The 21801-nt window shown below is 33.0% G+C and carries 24 protein-coding genes; 20 read left to right on the top strand and 4 right to left on the bottom strand.

Annotated elements, in window-relative coordinates; translation table 11 throughout:
- Window positions 1-171: 171 nt before the first annotated feature.
- The 3 genes from SHI72_RS13160 to SHI72_RS13150 form a co-directional block, all read right to left on the bottom strand.
- Complete coding sequence (locus SHI72_RS13160; RefSeq protein ID WP_416348476.1) at window positions 172-2271, bottom strand: prolyl oligopeptidase family serine peptidase; 2100 nt, start codon at window positions 2269-2271, stop codon at window positions 172-174.
- A gap of 133 nt (window positions 2272-2404) precedes the next feature.
- The gene (locus tag SHI72_RS13155) at window positions 2405-4612 is read right to left on the bottom strand and encodes a TonB-dependent receptor (protein WP_323490223.1); all 2208 of its coding nucleotides are present in this window, start codon (window positions 4610-4612) and stop codon (window positions 2405-2407) included.
- 207 nt (window positions 4613-4819) lie between these two features.
- On the bottom strand, window positions 4820-5164 hold the full coding sequence (locus SHI72_RS13150; RefSeq protein ID WP_323490222.1) for a hypothetical protein: 345 nt from the start codon (window positions 5162-5164) through the stop codon (window positions 4820-4822).
- Window positions 5165-5651: 487 nt separating this feature from the next.
- On the opposite strand from SHI72_RS13150, the gene SHI72_RS13145 reads away from it, so the two are divergent.
- Window positions 5652-6353, top strand: a complete 702-nt coding sequence (locus SHI72_RS13145) for a porin family protein (protein WP_039113856.1) — start codon at window positions 5652-5654, stop codon at window positions 6351-6353.
- On the opposite strand, the gene SHI72_RS13140 is transcribed toward SHI72_RS13145, so the two are convergent.
- Entirely contained in the window at window positions 6348-6956 is a 609-nt protein-coding gene (locus tag SHI72_RS13140) for a hypothetical protein (protein ID WP_323490221.1), read from the bottom strand. The two genes, SHI72_RS13145 and SHI72_RS13140, sit on opposite strands and share 6 nt — an antisense overlap.
- 378 nt (window positions 6957-7334) lie before the next feature.
- Here SHI72_RS13140 and SHI72_RS13135 point away from each other — a divergent pair, with 378 nt between their 5' ends.
- The 19 genes from SHI72_RS13135 (at window position 7335) to SHI72_RS13045 (ending at window position 21730) form a co-directional block, all read left to right on the top strand.
- Window positions 7335-9806 (top strand): bifunctional UDP-N-acetylmuramoyl-tripeptide:D-alanyl-D-alanine ligase/alanine racemase, encoded by a 2472-nt coding sequence (locus SHI72_RS13135; RefSeq protein WP_323490220.1) that lies wholly within the window; start codon window positions 7335-7337, stop codon window positions 9804-9806.
- A 75-nt stretch (window positions 9807-9881) separates the two neighbouring features.
- Window positions 9882-10295, top strand: a complete 414-nt coding sequence (gene mscL, locus SHI72_RS13130) for a large conductance mechanosensitive channel protein MscL (RefSeq protein ID WP_039113747.1) — start codon at window positions 9882-9884, stop codon at window positions 10293-10295.
- 164 nt (window positions 10296-10459) lie between these two features.
- Window positions 10460-11449 carry an aspartate-semialdehyde dehydrogenase gene (locus SHI72_RS13125; protein WP_039113746.1) on the top strand — a complete coding sequence of 330 codons (990 nt, stop codon included), beginning with the start codon at window positions 10460-10462 and terminating at the stop codon, window positions 11447-11449.
- Window positions 11450-11572: 123 nt separating this feature from the next.
- Entirely contained in the window at window positions 11573-12094 is a 522-nt protein-coding gene (locus SHI72_RS13120) for an SMI1/KNR4 family protein (RefSeq protein WP_323490219.1), read from the top strand.
- A gap of 23 nt (window positions 12095-12117) precedes the next feature.
- Window positions 12118-12582, top strand: coding sequence for a DUF4265 domain-containing protein (locus SHI72_RS13115; RefSeq protein ID WP_323490218.1), 465 nt, complete (start codon window positions 12118-12120; stop codon window positions 12580-12582).
- 10 nt (window positions 12583-12592) lie between these two features.
- Window positions 12593-13264 (top strand): DUF2625 domain-containing protein, encoded by a 672-nt coding sequence (locus SHI72_RS13110; protein ID WP_323490217.1) that lies wholly within the window; start codon window positions 12593-12595, stop codon window positions 13262-13264.
- A 65-nt stretch (window positions 13265-13329) separates the two neighbouring features.
- Window positions 13330-13914: a hypothetical protein gene (locus SHI72_RS13105; RefSeq protein WP_323490216.1), complete on the top strand. Its 585-nt coding sequence runs from the start codon at window positions 13330-13332 to the stop codon at window positions 13912-13914.
- An 86-nt stretch (window positions 13915-14000) separates the two neighbouring features.
- Entirely contained in the window at window positions 14001-14528 is a 528-nt protein-coding gene (locus SHI72_RS13100) for a GNAT family N-acetyltransferase (protein WP_323490215.1), read from the top strand.
- 175 nt (window positions 14529-14703) lie between these two features.
- Window positions 14704-15072 carry a DUF1801 domain-containing protein gene (locus SHI72_RS13095; RefSeq protein WP_323490214.1) on the top strand — a complete coding sequence of 123 codons (369 nt, stop codon included), beginning with the start codon at window positions 14704-14706 and terminating at the stop codon, window positions 15070-15072.
- Window positions 15073-15083: 11 nt separating this feature from the next.
- Window positions 15084-15692, top strand: a complete 609-nt coding sequence (locus SHI72_RS13090; protein ID WP_323490213.1) for a DapH/DapD/GlmU-related protein — start codon at window positions 15084-15086, stop codon at window positions 15690-15692.
- Between the two features lie 2 nt (window positions 15693-15694).
- Window positions 15695-16108, top strand: coding sequence for a tautomerase family protein (locus tag SHI72_RS13085; RefSeq protein ID WP_323490212.1), 414 nt, complete (start codon window positions 15695-15697; stop codon window positions 16106-16108).
- A gap of 1 nt (window position 16109) precedes the next feature.
- A complete protein-coding gene (locus SHI72_RS13080) occupies window positions 16110-16619 on the top strand; it encodes a hypothetical protein (RefSeq protein WP_039113737.1) in 510 nt (169 codons plus the stop codon).
- Between the two features lie 29 nt (window positions 16620-16648).
- Window positions 16649-17011, top strand: coding sequence for a glyoxalase superfamily protein (locus SHI72_RS13075; protein ID WP_323490211.1), 363 nt, complete (start codon window positions 16649-16651; stop codon window positions 17009-17011).
- Window positions 17012-17182: 171 nt separating this feature from the next.
- Entirely contained in the window at window positions 17183-17974 is a 792-nt protein-coding gene (locus SHI72_RS13070) for a PhzF family phenazine biosynthesis protein (RefSeq protein ID WP_323490210.1), read from the top strand.
- Window positions 17975-17981: 7 nt separating this feature from the next.
- On the top strand, window positions 17982-18512 hold the full coding sequence (locus SHI72_RS13065; protein ID WP_323490209.1) for an N-acetyltransferase: 531 nt from the start codon (window positions 17982-17984) through the stop codon (window positions 18510-18512).
- 34 nt (window positions 18513-18546) lie between these two features.
- Window positions 18547-19233 carry a DUF6058 family natural product biosynthesis protein gene (locus tag SHI72_RS13060; RefSeq protein ID WP_323490208.1) on the top strand — a complete coding sequence of 229 codons (687 nt, stop codon included), beginning with the start codon at window positions 18547-18549 and terminating at the stop codon, window positions 19231-19233.
- Window positions 19234-19250: 17 nt separating this feature from the next.
- Window positions 19251-20042, top strand: a complete 792-nt coding sequence (locus SHI72_RS13055) for an arylamine N-acetyltransferase family protein (protein ID WP_323490207.1) — start codon at window positions 19251-19253, stop codon at window positions 20040-20042.
- Between the two features lie 23 nt (window positions 20043-20065).
- On the top strand, window positions 20066-20794 hold the full coding sequence (locus tag SHI72_RS13050; protein WP_323490206.1) for a carbon-nitrogen hydrolase family protein: 729 nt from the start codon (window positions 20066-20068) through the stop codon (window positions 20792-20794).
- A gap of 108 nt (window positions 20795-20902) precedes the next feature.
- A complete protein-coding gene (locus tag SHI72_RS13045; protein ID WP_323490205.1) occupies window positions 20903-21730 on the top strand; it encodes an AraC family transcriptional regulator in 828 nt (275 codons plus the stop codon).
- The last annotated feature ends 71 nt before the right edge of the window (window positions 21731-21801 follow it).

The following is a 21801-nucleotide window of genomic DNA, read 5'->3' as shown; positions in this document are numbered from 1 at the left end:
CACGAATTTGCGAATTAGCACGGATTTAAAACTTTGTGCCCTTTGCGTAAATCCTTGCGAACTCTGCGGTTAATTTTCTTCCGAACTTTGCGGTTAACTCTCTACGCACAACAAAAAAAACAGGCTTCTCTAAATTAGAAAAGCCTGTTTTAAATATTTAATTATTAAGTCTTACTTTTTAGGTAATGCTTTAAATCCCATATTGAATAATGTAAATGCCTGAATATCGACATTTTCTTGGATTGTTGCTGCTACAGATTTTCCTGCTCCATGTCCTGCTTTTACATCGATACGAATTAAAACTGGATTGTCTCCTGTTTGTTTTTCTTGTAATTCGGCTGCAAATTTAAAACTATGTGCTGGCACTACTCTATCATCATGATCTCCTGTAGTTACCATAGTTGCTGGGTAATGAACTCCTTTTTTTACATTATGAACTGGTGAATATGCTTTGATGTATTCGAACATTTCTTTGCTATCCTGTGCTGTTCCGTAATCGTATGCCCAACCTGCTCCTGCTGTAAATGTATGGTAACGTAACATATCCATAACTCCTACTGCTGGTAACGCCACTTTCATTAATTCTGGACGTTGTGTCATTGTTGCACCTACTAATAATCCTCCGTTTGAACCTCCGCGAATTGCTAAGAAATCTGAAGAGGTGTATTTTTGAGCAATTAGATATTCGGCTGCTGCAATGAAATCATCAAATACATTTTGTTTTTGCAATTTTGTTCCTGCATCATGCCATTTTTTACCGTACTCTCCTCCTCCACGAAGATTTGGAACTGCAAATACTCCACCGTTTTCCATCCAAACTGCATTGGCAATACTAAATGATGGTGTTAAGCTTGCATTAAATCCTCCGTAACCATATAAAATAGTTGGGTTTTTACCGTCTAATTTTAATCCTTTTTTATAAGTGATCATCATTGGTACTTTTGTTCCGTCTTTTGAAGTATAGAAAACTTGTTTAGATTCGTAATCGGCACTTTTGAAATCAACTTTAGGTTGCTGATAAATTTCTGATTTCCCAGATTTAACATCAAATGAGTAAATAGTCCCTGGAGTTGTGTAATTTGTAAATGAGTAATACACTACTTTATCTGCTTTTTCTCCGCTAAATCCACCTGCTGTTCCTAACGCTGGCAATTTTATTTCGCGAACTAATTTTCCTGTGTAATCGTATTGTTTTACTGCAGAAACAGCATCTTTCATATAATTTGCAAAAAAATATCCTCCTCCTGTTGATGGCGAAAGTACATTCTCAGTTTCTGCAATAAAATTTTTCCAGTTTTCTGGTTTTGGATTACTTACATCTACAATTACGATACGCTTGTTTGGCGCGTTTAAGTCTGTTTCGATAAACAATTTTGTTCCTTCGTTTTCGATAACGCTATTATCACTATTAAAGTTATCTACGATAGTAACAATCGGGCTGTTTTCTTTGCTTAAATCTTTAATGTATAACTCGTTTCCGTAAGTAGAGTTTGCTGCTGTAATAACCAAATACTTCATATCATCGGTTACTGAACCTCCAACATATCTTCTTTTTTGGTCAAGCCCGAAAACAACTTTATCGTCTTTTTGTGGAGTTCCTAACTTATGGAAATACAATTTATGCTGATCTGTTTTTGCAGATAATTCGCTTCCTTTTGGTTTATCATAACTAGAATAGTAAAATCCTTCTTTTCCTTTCCAAGAAATTCCGCTAAATTTTACATCTACCAATGTATCTTCTAATGCTTTGCGAGTTTCTGTATCTATGATGATTACTTTTCTCCAATCGCTTCCTCCTTCAGAAATAGAATAAGCTGCTATTGTACCATCTTTGGTAAAATCTAATCCTCCTAAAGATGTTGTTCCGTCTTTTGAGAATGTATTTGGATCAAGAAAAACCTCATCTTTACCGTTTGCTCCTTTTTTATAAATTACAGATTGGTTTTGCAATCCGTTGTTTTTAGAATAATATGTTGACTTTCCTTTTACAAAAGGCGCACTTATTTTTTCATAATTCCATAATTTTTCCATGCGTTTTTTCAAATCTTCACGAAAAGGAATTTGATCTAAATAGGCATAAGTAACTTTGTTTTCTTCTTTTACCCAAGCAGCAGTTTCTGCAGATTTATCATCTTCTAGCCAACGATATGGATCGCTTACTTTAACGTCAAAATAGGTATCAACTGTTTCTCCTTTTTTAGTTTCAGGATACTTTATTGCATTTGATTTTTGACTTTGTCCAAATGCAACAGTTGTAGCGGTTATAGCCATTAGAATACTAATTTTTTTCATTGTTATAATATTACTGTTTCAAACAAAAATAGTTATTTTTTCCTTGGTATTGCTATAAAAAACGCCAACTACATCGTTGGCGCTTTTAGAGCTTTTTTTAATACTGATTCTTCTACAAATTGAAGTTTACACCTAAAACTATGTTGCGTCCTATGTTAGGAATTCCATCTGTTTTTAATCGGGATAAATGCGCGATGTATTTTTTATCGAATAAGTTGTTTCCGTTTATATTTACATCAAAAGCCGTTTTACCCAACTTTACTGTTCCGCCAAATCCTAAGTTAACTAGCGAATATCCTTTTGAAGCTGTTTCAAAACCACTCACATTATCCTGATTAAAAGTAGAGCTTACATTAAGAGTAGCAAACCCATCTTGGAACCAGTTATTGATTTTAAATTCTGTTCTTATCGTATTGTTCCAGTTGTTTGCAGGAATTAATGGCAAGTAATCTCCATTTTGTTTTTTTCCTGTTACGGTTTCAAAACTTGTTTCAAAATGCAACCAATCTAAAGGATGGGGATGAAAGTGTAATCCGATTTCTCCACCATATAATTTGGCATTATCCTGAACATAAGCAAATACATCATTATCATCTAGAACATCTCCCGTAGGCGAAGTATAAATGTAGTTGTTTACGTGATTGTAAAATCCGTTTACAAAGAACTCAAAATGACTGTTTTTATATTCTAAATTTAAATCCGTCTGAACGTTTTGTTCTGTCTTTAAAGCACTATTACCTATTTCGTAACGGTTTGTTCCTTCATGAACTCCATTAGATGTTAGTTCTGCCAAGTTTGGCGCTCTAAATCCCGAAGCTACATTTAATCGCATGGTTAAGTTATCGGCAAGATTGGTTTTGTAACCTAACGATGCATTAAAACTATCAAACGACCTGTCCAAAGCCTGAAAATATCCTTCTTCTCCCTCAACTCCATGCGCGATGGAAGTTACATTACGATTATCAAAACGCAAACCTGCTTGTAATACATTACTTTTCCACTCATAGTTTGCCGTTCCAAAAACACCAAAATCATTTGTTGTTGCATCTGGAATTAAATATTCTTCTCCCGAATTGGTATTGGTTTGGTGCATTCCCTGAACTCCAACAATGGTTTCAATTTTACCCATTTTAGGCAAATGGTATTTAGCATTGTAATTAAATGTTTTCAGTTTCATATGCAATGAAGCTTCATTACTATCCTCAAACTCACTTCTGTCATTTGTGATGTATCCTAAATCAACATCTAGTTTTGAATTCTGAAAAAAGAAAACATTGTTTAAACTCAACAAATGGTTAAAAACTCCTTGTCTAGGAAACTCTGTGTTTTTAGTTGTTGTTTGTTCTCCAAATCCTTCTTCTGGAATTCCTAAATCTAGTTTATTATAGTTGTATCGTAAAACACTTGAGAAACTAGAATTACTGTATCCTATTCCCGTTTTAAAATCGGTTTCGTTATAACGCGTATTTGTTACACGGTCGCTATCTCCTGCTTTGTAATCAGAATGTGAATTAAAACTTCCACGTGCCAAGAATTTCCAATTTTCTGTAGATGTTTTTAATCCGATAGAAGAATTACTTCCTTGTGTATTGGTAAAATACTTCTGACTGAAATTAGCCTTAAAATCTCCTGCATCAGCAAATTTTTCTGGGTTAAAATACAAAACTCCACCCAAAGCATCTGATCCATATAATAAAGATGCTGGCCCTTTTATAACCTCAACACTTTCTACTCCTGCATCGTTTAATCCTAAACCATGTTCGTCTCCAAATTGTTGGTTTTCTAATCGAACTCCTTGCGAATATACCAAAACACGGTTTCCGCTTAATCCACGAATTACGGGTTTACCGATAGATGTTCCTGTAGAAATTTGAGAAACTCCTGGAATCGTCGCCAATCCTTCTATTAATGTCGAAGTTCCTTTTTGTTGTAATGTCTTGATAGTTTCATGCTCTACTTTCATTACGTTTTGCGATTGCAATTTGCTAAAAGCCGTAGATACAATTACCTCATCCATTTCGAATGCTGCTTGCGAAAGTAAAATATCGAGTGTATTCTCTTTTAATAATTTTTCGATATTCTTATTTTGAGTTGTAAAACCTACAAACGTAAATGCGATACGTAATCCTCCGTTAGGAAGATTATTCAACGTATATTTTCCGTTTTCGTCAGTTGTAGTTCCTTTATGCAATTCGGGTGCATAAACTGAAACTCCCGGAACAGGCTGGTTTTGCAAATCGGTTACGGTTCCAGAAACTGTATTTTGGGCATTAATCAAGCCCGAAAACCCTAAAATTAGGGCAATTATTATTTTTTTCATTGAAAATGATGCTATAGTTAGATTATTTCTTCCTTTAAAATCAATTCAAAAAACAACGTATAAATACGCTCAATAACTCCGATAACTATCAGAATTAGTAAACCATTTTTACTATTTGAATTGTATAAATAAAGATTGTTTTTGATTTTATAGAAAACCAAAACAGGGTAATACATTGTATTCCGAAGCTATTCGGATACTAAAAATCTAAACTATGGGCGGACCTCGAAGTGAGTATAGACTTCCGGAAAATGAAATATCGGTTTCCGAAAAGGTAAAGAAATAAGGAATTTCATCATGAAAAACAGGTAACTGAAAAGTGAATTTTTCAGGCGTTATATAACTGCTTATCGCAAAATGACATACATAGCAATAATCAAAATTATGATGCTGATGCGTTATTTCGGTATTTGTTACGTTATACTCGTGATGACATTGTTTTTTTGAAAACTCTTGTACAATATGCTCATAACTATGGAACGACTGAAACAGCATTGAGAACAATACCGTCATCGTCAAAGAAATACTTATTATGAGTTGTTTTCTTTTCATGCCCTGCAAAGGTATAAAAAACATATAAGCGAAATGAAATATGCAGGAGTTTCATTAAAAAACTATAATTAAAGACAGAAAATTAACCGGAAAGATTATTTAACCGCAGAGAGCGCAAAGATTTACGCAAAGGTCACAAAGCTTTTCCTTAATTTTGTCTTTCTGAGGAACGAAGACACGAGCGATAGCGAACTGGCGAAGCAATCTCCGCGAGAAACTCCACATTCTTTGTCGAGCTACTCGCGGAGACCCTTCCTGCGTCAGGGTGACAAGATTGTGGTTTGTTTGTGTTTTGAGTTTAAATACTACATGTATAGTATATTTGCTCTCAATAAAAAATTAGTGTTAATTCGTGCAATTAGTGGGAAAAAAATTAACCACAATCAAACCACAACCGATACACTCAATATCTTATATTTGTAAAGTGAATATCAAAATGCAAAAACTACCTATACTCTAGGAACAATCATTAAAACCAAAATCCAAAATGCGATTATTTTTTAGTTGTTTATTTTTAGTATCGTTTCTGAATGTCTTTTCTCAGGAAGAGAAAGCTCCTGCTACAGAAACTCCAAAAGTAAAAATTGATTCTCTGTATCGAGAAGATCAGTTTTATTTTGCAATTACCTATAATGCATTAGCAAATGCTCCAGAAGGATTGTCGCAAAAGAAATTTTCGGCAGGACTTAATTTCGGTTTTTTAAGAGATATGCCTATTAATAAAAATCGTAACGTATCTATCGCCACAGGTTTAGGATTTAGCTATAAAAATTACTTTCAAAATCTTGCCATAACTGGTACAAATGACGCTCCTGTTTATAATGTTGTAAATTACTCTGATGTTAATACAAACAAATTCACTCAGTATTTAATCGATTTACCGATTGAGTTTAGATGGCGAACTTCTACTTTTGAGAGTTATAAATTTTGGAGAATTTATGGTGGTGTAAAATTTAGTTATCTTTTATTTGATCGCTCTGTTTACAAAGATTCTGAGCAAAAAGTAGTCATTAAAAACAATAAAGATTTCGAAAAAATACAATACGGAGTTTATATTTCATCTGGTTTTAATACTTGGAATATATATGCTTATTATGGTTTAAACTCTTTATTTAAATCAGCAAAAACTCCTACGGAAGATATCGATATGCGAACAATGAATATTGGTGTAATTTTCTATATTCTATAACCAGAAAAATGCAAACATTAATTGTGGAATTATCCCAATAAGTAATCCTATTACAAGTTCTTTATTGGTATGCGCATTCATTTCCAGTCGGGATGATGCCACAAAACCATTCATTAAAATAAAGAAAGCAACCCAATACATCATATTTGGCACTTGAAGGTGTCGGTACAAACCAATTGCAAAAATGGTTAATCCACTTATGGCTATCATGTGCAAGCTGGCTTTTATTTTGCAAAAAGATAAAATCAACGCAATTATTGTACTAAATAATGCGCCTAGAAAAAAGAAATGCAACTCTGGATAACGCATAATTACCACACTGCGTTTTACTAACAAAATGATTAAAAAACAATGAAGCACCAACGGAATCTTACGCTGTGAGGTTTCATTAATCATAATCGAATCGACATTTCCTGTAGAACGAAGCAACAAGAAAAACAACATAGGAACAAAAACCGTGATAATTAATATCTGAAAAAGAATAAAGATTTTCTCCTCATTTACAAATGCATCTCCCTTAAAAAAAAGGTAGAACATACTCGCATACATCGAAATAAATAATGGATGAAATACATAAGAAAATATCGGAAGAATCTTTTTCAACGGCTTGGATTTATTGTCTTGAACAAATATAAAAAAATATATGACTTTGTATAAAATGCTCAAAATTTTAACAGCAACTAAAAATGGAACGCGGATGATGCGGATTTACTAAAGTAAAGACGCGGATAAAACCAGATTTTTTAAAATCGTTACAATAAAAAATCCGTTTTATCCGTGTTTTCGCCTTGGCGAATCCGCGTCATCCGCGTTCCCTTTTCCAGACAATCTTTTATAATTTTAAGAAAATATTAAAAACTCTTTTTTACCTTTAATGTTTCAAACAACAATATGTTTTTCTAACTCATTACAATCGCCATTTCACATTTTGCATAAAACATTTTACACAAAAACATCCAACATAAAATACCTCATAATATAATGCCTGTAAATCTTAAAAGTCTAATTCAAATACTCCATGCCAAATGGATTGGAGGAAATTCTGATATCAATATCGACCATATTTCTATCGATAGTCGCTCTTTACAAAATGGACCTAAAACTTTATTTTTCGCTTTAAGCGGACCTAACAATAATGCTCACGATTACATTCCTGATTTAATAGAGAAAGGCGTTCATAATTTTGTAGTAACACAAATTCCCGAAAACTATACACAAAGAGCCAATTATATAGTTGTCGAAAATTCATTGTCGGCTTTGCAAGCAGTTGCAGGTTATTATCGTGGTCTTTTCCATTTCCCTATTATCGGATTGACCGGAAGCAACGGTAAAACGATAGTAAAAGAATGGCTTAATTTCTTGTTGAGTCCTGATCATAATATTATCAGAAGTCCAAAAAGCTACAACTCACAGGTTGGCGTTCCGCTATCGGTTATTGCAATTAATGAGAAACACAATCTGGGGATTTTTGAAGCAGGGATTTCAACGGTTTCTGAAATGGACAAACTAGAAAAAATCATCAAACCTACTATCGGACTTCTTACCAATATAGGTTCGGCACATGATGAAGGTTTCTTAAATCTTGTACAAAAGATAGATGAGAAACTACTTTTGTTTAAAGAAACTCCTGTAATTATTTATCAGAAAACTGAGGTTGTTCATTCTTGTTTAACTCAATTTGCTGCCGAATATTTACTGGATTCCAGGAAGTTATTTTCTTGGAGTTTTACCGATAAAAATGCCGATGTTTTAGTTTCTACAAAAGAAACTCATGACGAGAATACACGAATTCGATATGAATACAAGGATGAATTAAACGAATTTACCATTCCGTTTCAGGATGATGCTTCGATAGAAAATGCTATTTCTTGCCTAATGGTTTTGTTGTATTTAAAATACGATTCGGCTACAATCCAGAATCGCATGCATTTATTATATCCCGTAGAAATGCGTTTGGAAGTAAAAAACGGAATCAACAACTGTAGCATAATCGATGATAGTTATAGTTCGGATTTTCAATCACTAAAAATCGCATTAGACTTTTTAGAAAGTCAAAATAAATTCAAAAAGAAAACCGTGATTTTGTCGGATATTCTTCAGAGCGGATTTACTAATGATGAATTATATTCGAAAGTGGCTCAACTTATCGAGTCTAATAAAATAAGTCGTGTTATTGGTATTGGCTCGACCATTTCGGCTTATAAAGATAAATTCACCAATTGTATTACATTCCCTAATACAGCCGAATTTATTGCACATTATGAATCATTGGATTTTGAGAATGAAACCATTCTTATAAAAGGAGCACGTTCGTTTCAGTTTGAAGAAATTGTCGCATTACTCGAAGAGAAAACTCATGAAACGATTCTTGAAATTAACCTCAACGCTATTGGTCATAATCTTAATTTCTTTAAATCTAAAATAAATCCAAACACCAAAATGATGGTGATGGTAAAAGCATATAGTTATGGTAATGGCGGACTAGAAATAGCCAAATTGCTTGAACATCATAAGGTAGATTATTTGGGTGTGGCTTTTGCCGATGAAGGAATCTCGCTTAAAAACGGCGGTATCAAACTACCAATTATGGTGCTTAATCCCGAAACCACCACTTTTTCGGCTATTATTCAGCATCAATTAGAACCTGAAATTTATAGTTTAAAAGGGTTGAATGCTTTTTTGAAAATTGCAAAGGAGAAGAAACTACACCATTTTCCGATTCATATAAAACTAGATACCGGCATGCATCGATTGGGTTTTGAAGACAATACCCTCGATGAATTAATCGCTACTCTAAAAGGAAATACAAACGTTGAGGTAAAAAGTGTTTTATCGCATTTGGCAACTAGCGACGAACAAAAACATTTTGGTTTTGTTCTTTCTCAAATTGATTTATTCGAAAAACTATCTTCTAAATTAGTAAAGGAATTAGACATTAACCCAATTCGTCATATTCTGAATACATCCGGAATTAGTAATTTTCCGCAAGCACAATACAATATGGTGCGTTTAGGGATTGGTTTATATGGAGTTTCTAATGATCCCGCAGAACAAAAATACCTGGAAAACGTAAGCACATTAAAATCAATAATTTCGCAAGTAAGAACTATTCCTGCTGATGACAGCGTAGGTTACGGACGTCGTTTTATGGCCGAAAAAGAAACTCGAATCGCAACAATACCAATTGGCTATGCTGATGGCATTGCCAGACTTTGGGGTAACGGAGTAGGATTTGTAACTATCAAAAATCAAAAGGCTCGAATAGTAGGAAACATTTGCATGGATATGCTTATGGTCGATGTAAGTGCTATTGACTGTAAGGAAGGTGATGATGTAATTATCTTTGGCGAAAGCCCAACTGTTATAGAAATGGCACAAGAATTACGCACGATTCCGTATGAAATCCTAACCAGTATTTCGCAACGGGTTAAACGTGTGTTTTTCCGTCAGTAAATTAGTACTATTTATTTTATAGAATTATTATTATCTTTGAATACTTAAATTAATAACAAATAAAAAAGAACGAGTATGGGATTTTTTGCAGATTTTAAAGCTTCTTTATTGAAAGGTGATGTACTGAGTTTAGCTACTGCTGTAGTTATTGGTGGTGCATTTGGAAAAATTGTTGGTTCTGCTGTAGATGATATTATTATGCCAATTGTTGGTCTACTTACTGGTGGGATAGATTTTACTCAAAAATTTATTACTCTGGATGGAAATTCATATACAACTTTAGCTGCTGCTAAAACCGCTGGTGCTGCTGTAATTACTTACGGAAATCTGGTTCAAGCAATAATTAATTTTGTAATTATATCATTTTTTGTTTTTATAGTTTTAAGAGCTGCTGAAAAAGCAAAGAAAAAAGATGTTGCTCCTGCTGCACCAGCTGGACCAACTCAAGAAGAATTACTTACACAAATTAGAGATTTATTAAAAAAATAATCCGCTACACTATTGTCTAACTAAACCGTTCAAAATCTGAACGGTTTTTCTTTTTTGTTGCAAATGTAACATTTTGTTATTTTTTGTGAACCCGCTTGTTTTCAACTTCATTATACCTATTTTTGCACTTCAAATAACAAACATTCACAATAAAAAATATAAAAATGAGAATAGCGATTGTAGGCGCTACCGGTATGGTTGGCGAAGTAATGCTAAAAGTGTTGGCAGAAAGAAATTTCCCTGTTACAGAATTAATTTTGGTTGCATCTGAGAAATCAGTTGGAAAGCAAATAGAATATAAAGGAACTAATTATACGGTAGTTGGATTACAAACTGCTGTAGATCTTAAAGCAGATATTGCTATTTTCTCTGCTGGTGGAGAAACTTCACTAGAATGGGCACCAAAATTTGCAGCAGCAGGAACTACAGTTATCGATAACTCATCGGCTTGGAGAATGGATCCAACAAAAAAATTGATTGTTCCAGAAATCAATGCTTCTACTTTAACTAAAGAAGATAAAATTATAGCAAACCCAAACTGTTCGACTATACAAATGGTCTTAACATTGGCTCCTTTGCACAAAAAATATGACATTAAAAGAATCGTTGTTTCTACTTACCAATCTATCACAGGAACTGGTGTAAAAGCTGTGAAACAATTAGAGAATGAATACGCTGGTGTAAAAGGCGAAATGGTTTATAAATATCCTATTCACAGAAATGCGATTCCACATTGTGATAGCTTTGAGGAAAACGGATACACCAAAGAAGAAATGAAATTGGTACGTGAAACACAAAAAATTCTAGGTGATAACACTATCGCTGTAACAGCAACTGCGGTTCGTGTTCCTGTTGTTGGTGGTCATAGCGAAGCGGTAAACGTTGAGTTTACAAATGATTTTGATGTAAATGAAGTACGTGAAATTTTACATCATACTGATGGTGTTGTAGTTCAGGATAACCTAGACACATTTACATACCCAATGCCACTTTATGCCGAAGGTAAAAATGATGTTTTTGTGGGGCGTATTCGTCGTGACGAAAGCCAACCAAATACTTTAAATATGTGGATTGTTGCCGATAACCTAAGAAAAGGTGCTGCAACTAATACAATCCAGATTGCAGAATATCTTGTTGCTGCAAAACTGGTTTAAAACTTAAAATTATATCTTAACAGAAAGCCGTAATCACGATTTGTGACTGCGGCTTTTTCTATTAGAAAACATTATTCTCAACAATAAAAAAGCCATATCTTAGCTATAATAAATAGAAAACACATGAACTTCGAGAATTATAAAATAATCCCAAACTATAACACAAACAAAACCGACTTGTTTCTTGCCGAAGAAGAGGATATTGAAGCTTGCGAACAAACACTAAACGTCAGTTTTGATGATGATTATAAAGAATATGTTCTAACGTACGGAAGCGGAATCCTTGGCGGAACTTACGTAAGGATATATCTTCCCGAAACAATTGTCATGACTATGGCTGAGTGGAAAAGTCGAATTAACGAATATTGGTTTTGGGATGAAGGAAAAGATGTCCTGACGAAAGAGGAAGTTTTATCCCGAGACTTCGGGACCGTGAGAATTGGTGATACATTTGATGGAGATGAAATTATCCTGTATAAAAGTGAATATTACATTTTGCCAAGAAATAGCGAGATGATATACAAAGCAGGAAAAACGCTCGAAGAAACTATAACTTGGTTGTGCTCCTCAGGAATTTTGACCGAAGCATTTACCGAAAGAGAATTTGAACCTTTTGACCCAAGCGAATGGGGAGATAAATTATAATAAAACAATAGCATTTAAATAAAATGGCAGAAGAACAAGACAAATATGTCAAAATACTTTTTAGATTTTTCAGTGAAATCCTTAACGAATCAGCTGTAGAAACTATATGGGCAACAGTAATCAATGCCGAAAAAGGATTATATAAACTAGATAACATTCCGTTTTACGCACCCGTTTCTTGCGAAGATGTAGTACTTGCAGAATTTGATGAGAATGAACAAAAATTAACCTACAGACAAACAATAGAACATTCAGGAAATTCGACTATTCAGGTTGTTGTATTGGATAAAACTATTTCTACAGATGATATTCGTATGATATTTGACCATTTAGGATGCGAATCTGAAAAGTTCAATGAAGGATATTTTGTAATGGAAGTTTTATCAACCGTAAAATATGAGCCAATCCGAGAAAAACTAAATGAGTTACAAAATGATGGTATTATAGATTACGCCGAACCGAATTTATCTAATAATCATTGGTATTAAGATTAGTAAAATGAGAAACGTCGAAGAATTAATAAATAAAGAAGATCCAGGTTGGCCAATTGTAACGGAATGGATTAATGATGCCAAAAACAAGATAGAAATCCTAGCCGTTGATAGTGCAAAAGCAGAAGAAGCATTGTATAAAACTCAGGTTTCTACACGTTCGCCAATGGGCGCTATTATCTTCAGCACTGGTGGAATATTAGTTGATAATGGCTGGATTAGAATCCTTGGCTCAGGAAGTGAGAAACTAAATCGTTCATTACCCGATTGGAATGTTGGAAAATTCACAGAAGAGTTTGGAGAAAATCCGAGATTGTTATTAGTTGCAGATGATGCTCTTGGAGGATTCTTTATTTTGAATGGAGGCGATTTAGGAAGTGATTTGGGGAATATATATTATTTCGCTCCAGACAATCTAGAATATGAAGCACTCGATATAACATACAGCGAGTTCTTATTGTTTTGTTTTAATAATGATTTGGATGAATTTTATAGAAATCAAAGATGGGAAAACTGGAAAACTGAAGTTTCTAAATTAGACGGAAATAAGGTTTTCAATTTCGTTCCATTTCTTTGGAGTAAAGAAGGCAAAGACATAAACAAGAATAGCCGTAAAGAAATTCCAGTTGAAGAACAGTTCCGTTTTAATATTGAAATGAAAAAGCAATTGACGGAATAAAAAATAGAATTGCAACTATAATCAAATTTAATCATAGCTGTATATCTTCTAAACAATAGAGAATCATGTCAAAGGTTATACTAATTATCTGTTTATTTGTTTCCGTTTCTATTTGGGGACAAAACCAAGATACTATCTATAATAAAGCAACTGAATATTTAAAAGCGAATGAACTTCAGAAAGCAATTAGACTCTACCAGTTTGCAAATGATATTCATCCTAGAATTGAATTAGGTCAATGCGCACTAGAAAAAGTAGACTCATTAAGACCCATCGTAAGAAAAAGGGTAACAGATAAACTCATTGGTAATTGGAAGATGGCAGATTCCGAATCTAATTGGATAATAAGAGAAGATAACTTAGTTGCTAAAATGATGACTATAGATTCAGAAGAAATTAAATTTCTTGAATTATATAAAAATTCAAAAGAATGGACTCTAATCAAAACTGAAAAACTAAGATTTCTAGACAAAGCAGGAATCGATTTAATGTATACAGAAGTAGTATACTCAAACAAGGAAATATGGGATTATACCATAGATGACGATTCCGGACTATTATCCATTAGTTATACAGGTGAAGAGACAGATACAGGAAGAACTGAAATGGTATGTGGAATTACTCGTACAAATTACTTCCGACTCCAATAATTCGATTAAATAAACATTAACAATTATTTATTTTGACCTGATTCTAAAAGGAATTAATTTAGTAAAAACTTATTTATTACCAATCCATGGAATCTATTATACTCGAAAAAGTAACAATCGCAGATATTGAAAAACTGCAAAACATCGGAAGGCAAACTTTTTTAGAAACTTTTTCATTGCCTAATACTGAGGAAAACATGAACAATTATTTGTCCAGTAGTTTTGCCTTTGATAAACTTAAAAAAGAAATTGAAAATCCAGATTCTAAATTCTTCTTTGCAGTATTGAATAATGAAGTTATTGGATATTTAAAGGTGAATTCTGGAAAAGCACAAACAGAATTAGGAGATAATAATGCCTTAGAAATAGAACGCATTTATGTTTCAAAAGAGTTCTTAGGTAAAAAGGTCGGGCAACTTTTATATGACAAAGCGTTACAAATTGCCAAAGAAAAAAACGTTGGTTATTTATGGCTTGGCGTTTGGGAAGAAAACCATAGAGCATTAGCTTTTTATAAAAAAAATGGCTTTATCGAATTTGACAAACACATTTTTAAATTAGGAAATGATGAACAAACAGATATAATGATGAAGCTGACCATAAATTGTCTATAGAGGAACGCGGATTAAACAGATTCGCTAAGGCGAAAACACAGATTAAACGGATTTTCTATCTATTATTTTTTAAAATCCGTTTTTAATCCGCGTTTTTACTTTTGTAAATCCGTATCATCCGCGTTCCTTTCGCAAAGAGGTAGATAGACTATTTACATTATTAATAAATGAAAAGATGAGTTTAGAACTTGATAATTTCTACCTAAAACAAGAAGAGCCCAATAAAGGTTGTTTACTTGCATTACGACAAATTATTCTTTCGCAAGATTCTGAAATCACCCATACATTAAAATATAGTATGCCTTTTTTCTGTTACAAAGGAAAGATGTTTTGCTATTTGTGGGTTCATAAAACAAATAACAAACCCTATCTAGGCATCGTCGAGGGAAAACACTTTGATAATCCCGAGTTAATATCCGAAAAACGCTCACGGATGAAAACAATGTTATTTGACCCAAACGAAGATTTACCTATTGGTACCATAAAAGCAATAATTGAGAAAGCAATTGGCCTTTATAAAAGTGGAGAAATCAAAATAAAATAAATTAGATTGAAATGATACATATTGATGATTATATAAACGATTTTTCTTTACTTTTCTCTAACCTAACCAACTTACAACCTTGGAACATTACCGATAATCTTAAAGGAATTATTGAAAAAGCAATTCTAACTCTTGACGATAATTACACCATAAAAGACAACGTTGCTATTCATAAAACTGCAACAATAGAAAATGGTGTTACTATAAAATCGCCAGCAATTATTAGTGAGAATTGTTATGTAGGTGCCCATGCCTATTTTAGAGAAGGCGTTTATCTTGGAAATTCAGTAAAAATAGGTCCCGGTTGTGAGATTAAAAATAGCATTATATGCTCGTTGACAGCTGTTGCGCATTTTAATTATATCGGGAATAGTATTATTGGTAGCAATATCAATTTTGAAGCTGGTTCTATCGCTGCCAATCATTATAACGAAAGAGTTATAATGAAGATTTCGGTTTTACACAATGATGAAATTATCGAAACGGGAAGCGAAAAGTTTGGTTCATTAGTTGGAGATAATTCCAAAATTGGGGCAAATGCCGTATTGTCGCCCGGAACGATATTAAAGAAAAACACAATCGTAAAAAGACTAGAATTAATTGAACAAGTAAAAGGATAATTATGCCGTTTGTTAGAATAAGTTTACCCAAAAAATTATCGCAAGAAACCAAAGAGAACATTTCAATCTCGATACATGAATCTTTAATTCAGGAATTCAATATTCCGCAAGATGATTATTTTCATGTAATTGAAGAACTGGAATCTACCCAAATTAAATTCCCAAAAAGTTATCTTGGCATTACCCATTCTGAAAACATTATTTATGTTCAAATAACCGCTGGACAAGGAAGAACAAAAGAGCAAAAAACAAAATTATATGCCCAGATTGCAACTAGAATTTCGAATACAACCGAAATTCTAAAAAGTGATATTATCATAATTTTACTGGAGAATAATGGAAGTGAGAACTGGTCGTTTGGAAACGGGGAAATTCAAGAACAAAAACATTTAAAACAATTAAGTAACAATCAATAAAATGGACAATCACCTAAGACAATTAATTTCAATCGAATTTGAAGACAGAAAAGAAATATTTACTGGTTTTCTTATCGATTATACCGACGATTGGATTTTATTAAAAAATAATCCCGTTGACTTTATAATTGATGGTTATGTAATTTTAAAGAACAAAAACATACAATCTATTACTCGAGATAGCGATAATGTATTTACAGAAAGTGTAATTAGACTGAAAGGCTTAAAAACCAACTCAGACGAAATAATTCCACTAAGAGATTTATCTTCTATTCTTACCTTTATAACAAACAAATATGAAATTTTCCAGATTGCAAAAAAATCGGAGAAAGCCGTTTATCTTGGTAAGTTAATAAAACTGGATGATGAAGAACTAGTTATCGATTTTCTTGAAACAAGAGGTAAATTTGGTGGTGAACTAAGTTTTAATCCAAATAAAATAAGAGTGATCGAATTTGATACTGATTATATCAATTCGTTAAAACTTCTTGTTAATGAAGGAAGAAAGTAATTTGTTATAGACCTAAAACAAAATCAATCATGGCAATTATAAGACCTATTTTTAGAATTTTTGATTATAAAAAAGCAGTCGAATTTTATGTTGATTGGCTCGGTTTTGAAATCATTGACGAACATACTTTTGAAGAAAATTCACCATTGTATATTCGCATTTTACTCGAAGGAATCGAAATTCATTTGAGTGAACATCACGGAGATTGTTCGCCTGGAGCAAAAATAATTATTGAAGGTTTTGTTGGTTTAAAAGACTATCATCAAAAACTGATTCAGAAAAACTATAAATACAACAAACCAGGAATTGAAAAAGCTTTCTGGAACGAAAAAATCTACTGTGTAGAAGTTATTGACCCATTTGGTAACAAAATAATATTTACTGGAAAATAATTTCAACACATAGAAACATAGTTTTTTAATGTATTATAAAGTCGTTTCACTCTTACATTAAAACACAATAGAGTAACTATGAGAAAAAGCATAGCTTTCTTATTTATCTCTTTTTAGAAAATCCTTTCTATGTCAGCATGTGTTAAATAAAAAACATAAAACTAACTTACAATGAAATTAAACTTATATCAAATAGACGCATTCACAGATAAAATCTTCGGAGGAAATCCAGCTTGCGTTGTTCCATTAGAAAGTTGGTTGCCTGATGAAATCCTTTTAAAAATTGCACAAGAAAATGCCGTTCCCGAAACTGCTTTTTATGTTGTTAACGATAAAAGAGTTCACTTGCGCTGGTTTACTCCCGAAATTGAAATGGATTTATGCGGTCATGCAACTTTGGCAACTGCACACACTTTAAAATCGATTCTTAATTATCCCGAAAACACCATCGTATTTGATACTTTAAGCGGTGAACTAATTGTAACTGTTGATAAAGATGTATATACTTTGAATTTTCCGTCTAGAAAACCTGTTCCAGCTGAACTTCCAGAGATTATAAGAGATTCATTAAACATTCAGCCTAAAGCGATTTTAAAATCCAGAGATTATGTCTTAGTATATGAAACCGAACAAGAAATCAAAGACATCGTAATCGACAGACAAACTTTTGATAAAATAAATCTTGATCCAGGTGGTGTTATAGTAACGGCAAAAGGAACTCATTGCGATTTTGTTTCGCGATTTTTCACCTCACAATCTTCTATTTTGGAAGATCCTGTTACAGGTTCAGCCCATTGTTCGCTAATACCATATTGGAGTGAACAACTTGGCAAAAAAGAAATGCACGCCAAACAATTATCAGAAAGAGAAGGCACATTGTATTGTGTCGATAATGGAGATAGAGTTTTAATAAGCGGAAAAGCTAAAACCTATTCTACAGGAACATGCTGGATAGAACAATAAAACAATTATGGAAATTATAATACGACAAGAAAATAAAAATGACTACCCAAAGGTTTTCAAAATCATTGAGGAAGCATTTAAAAATGAAGAATACAGCGACCATAAAGAACAGTTTCTAGTCGAAAAACTAAGAAACTCGGATGCGTTTATTCCTGAATTATCACTTGTTGCCGAAGTTGATAATGAAATAGTCGGTCATATTTTGCTAACCAAATTACAAATCGAGAATGAAGATCAAACATTTGATTCTCTTGCTTTGGCTCCAGTTTCGGTTAAACCAGAATTTCAAGGAAAAGGAATTGGTGCAAAATTGATTCTGGAAAGTCACGCAATAGCAAAAAAACTAGGCTACAAATCGATAATTCTTTTGGGACACGAAAACTATTACCCAAGATTTGGATATGAACTAACAAACAAATACAATATCGAAATGCCATTTGATGTTCCAGCAGAAAACTGTATGGTAATTTCGTTAACCGAAAACGGATTAGATGGCGTAAGCGGAAAAGTGAAATATCCCGCAGCTTTCATGGAATAATTTTAAACGCTATAAAACTATAAAACCAAATGAAATGAAAGATTTAAATTTAAAATACATTTCAGAAAATTATATTGAACTCGAAGAGATATCAAGAACAATGCGTCTTTCCGTAGATAAATTACATCAGCTTATTGATGCTAAACTTATACCTGAACCTTCGTACACGATAAATTCAGAAATAACAATAAGTTCTTCTTTAAATGATGGCTACAAAACTACTATCATTAGAAAATACTTTCCTAAGAATATTTTGAAACTTATAGAACAGAATGCTGAAAAAGCAAATGCTGACGAATTCAAAACAGAGTTCAAGGAAAACCTATTATCACATTTAAAAAACCACGACCATAAAATGTTTGCTTATGGGAATGTTTTTGATGTAAATCAAAAAATAGACAGCAATAAAGCCGAAGAAGCTCTGGAAGAAGAATGGGATTATTACTGCAAAGGTGTTTATGGAATTTGTACTATAGACAATAACGAAAATGCCATAATCGAAAAAGAGATTGCTGTAAAAAGAATTCTCGATTTTATCGAAAATAAATCTCCATTATTAACTCCTGAAGAAAAGATAAAACTAGAAGAACTAAATGCTGAATTTAATAACACGGCAAGTTCCTTTGCTCCATATCAACGAGAATCAAGTAGTAGAGGTAAATATCTAGACAAGCTCCTAAAAGAATTTTCTCTGGACGAATTAATTAAAAAATACGATTAATTAAAACTTATAACGAGATGACAAAACACGCAAAATCAAACCCGATAGATTCAGATAATTTTGTTTTACAAGATTATTTGGACAGAATTCATTTTGTTGGCGATGTTAAATCAAATATCAAAAGCATAAGTAAATTAATGCAATGTCAGTTATTCAGTATTCCTTTTGAGGACTTAGATGTTCAGGCGGGAAAAACTATTTCTCTGGCAGGAAACGATATTGTCGATAAACTCATTAATCGTAAACGTGGTGGGTATTGTTATGAACTTAATGGTTTGTTTGCTCTGGTGCTCCAAAAAATGGATATTTCGTATCGTTTTGTTGCTGCTCGTCCATTGGTAAATCCTGGCGAGAATCCTAAAACGCATATGGCAATTATTGTTACGCTAGAAGGAGAAGAATATCTGGTCGATTTAGGCTTTGGTGGCAACGGAATAAGAGAACCTCTAAAACTAAATGATACTACAGCTGCACAACAAGGCACAGAAACATTTGCTTTAGCAAAAGCAGAAAACGGCGATTACCTATTGCAAACTTTATTGCGTGATGAATGGAAAAATCTCTATTCCTTTGATTTATCTCATCAAGACTGGATTGATTTTAAACCCGCCAATCATTATAACTCAACACATCCGGATTCTTTTTTTACACAAAATCTTGTTGTTGTTTTACAAAATCCTTTGGGCAAGAAAATACTATTTAGAAACACTTTCAAATCTATAGTGAACGGAGAAACTAAAAGTTATACTTTCGAACCAGAAAAACTAAAAGATATTTTAGCGACCGAGTTTAATTTGGAGAAGTTATAGTGATTTAAAAAAACAGAAACTGTATGAAAATTTGCGTAGCACAAACAAAACCAGTTAAAGGTGATATTTCGGTAAATATTAAAAACCACAAAACGCTAATAGATTTTGCTATTTCTCATAAAGCCGATGCAATATTCTTTCCCGAACTGTCTATAACAAGCTATGAACCTGAGTTGGTGCAAAATTTAGGAACAAATCTAGACGACAAAAGATTTGATAATTTTCAGGAAATAAGTAATGCAAATAATATAACTATTGGTATTGGCGTTCCAACAAAATCAAACGAGGGAATTTTGATCAGTATGATTGTTTTTCAGCCTAATAAATCCAGACAAATATATTCGAAACAACAATTACATTCAGATGAACTTCCTTATTTTGTCTGTGGCAATAATCAACTTATTATAACCGTTGACGGAATCCGAATTGCTCCTGCTATTTGTTATGAGTCATTACAATCCAGCCATTCCGAAGAAGTAAATAGACTTGGTGCAGACATCTATATTGCAAGCGTTGCTAAATCTCAAAATGGTGTAAACAAAGCTGCTATACATTATCCCGAAGTTGCAAAAAAATACAACATGACCGTTTTAATGTCTAACTCAGTCGGCCCTTGCGATGATTTTGAATGCGTTGGGAATTCAGCTATTTGGAACACTAAAGGGGAATTACTCGCTCAACTTAATGAGACACAAGAGGGAATACTCGTTTTTGATACCGAAACAGAAAACACAAATAAATTTTACTTTTAACATTTTCTACAATATCCAAAAGCAAAAGAAGCCGAAAAACCATAGTTCGAAAATTATAGTTAATTTTGCATCAGGCTAAGGCTCATAACATGCTGCAATTACAAAACCATGCAAGTTTTACCTCCAAAGGAATTATCACCTTATATCAAACACTATCTTTTTTTAGAAAATAAAGGTAATGATACTCAGAAACTACGTTTGTTTTCTGATGGTAATACTGGTGTTGTGTTCTCTTTAAAAAGTAAACTTATTTCAGGTTTCAACAATTATGAAGCGCAAAACTACTTACCAAGCTCATTTATATATGGGCAACTAAATGGTTTTAAAGACATTTATTCGGGTAGCGAAATGTCTATTGTAATTGTCGTTTTCCAACCAAACGGAATCAACCAATTATTAGGAATTACAAGTAGCGAATTACGTGATACTATAATCACTATCGATGACATTTTTGGTTTGGAAGGAATTGAACTTCAGGAAAAATTATCCGAACAATCGACTATTCAGGAGAAGTTAAGCCTCTTAAATCTTTTTTTTAAAACGCTTGAAGCGAAAAAACCAATGTCTAACCAATTGATTGCTGCAGCATCATTAGATTTCATTTTTAAAAGCAAAGGGCAGTTTTCACTCAAACAATTGGTTGATTATACTGGTTATACCGAAAGACATATCGAAAGAAAATTTACAGAATGCGTTGGATTAAATCCAAAGAAGTTTGGCAATATTGTAAAAATTCATGGCTTTTTAAAACTACTCCAGAATAAATCGGAAGATACAAATCTCACCACGATTTCTTATGACGCAGGATTCTCGGATCAATCCCATCTTATACGGGAATTTAAAAAACATACCGGAATGACTCCTAGAGAATATTTATATAATGCAGGAAAACTAACGAATAACTTTATAGAAACTGTTCCTGCAAAAAATTCATAGACCACTTTGCGTAAACCTTTGCGCCCTTTGCGATTATTTTTTTTGCTACAAACCACAATCTTGTCACCCTG

It is taken from the genome of Flavobacterium sp. PL02 (assembly GCF_035013205.1).
Taxonomy (GTDB): domain Bacteria; phylum Bacteroidota; class Bacteroidia; order Flavobacteriales; family Flavobacteriaceae; genus Flavobacterium.
The sequence above is the reverse complement of the archived record's forward strand: the minus strand, read 5'-3'. Positions and strand labels throughout refer to the sequence as shown.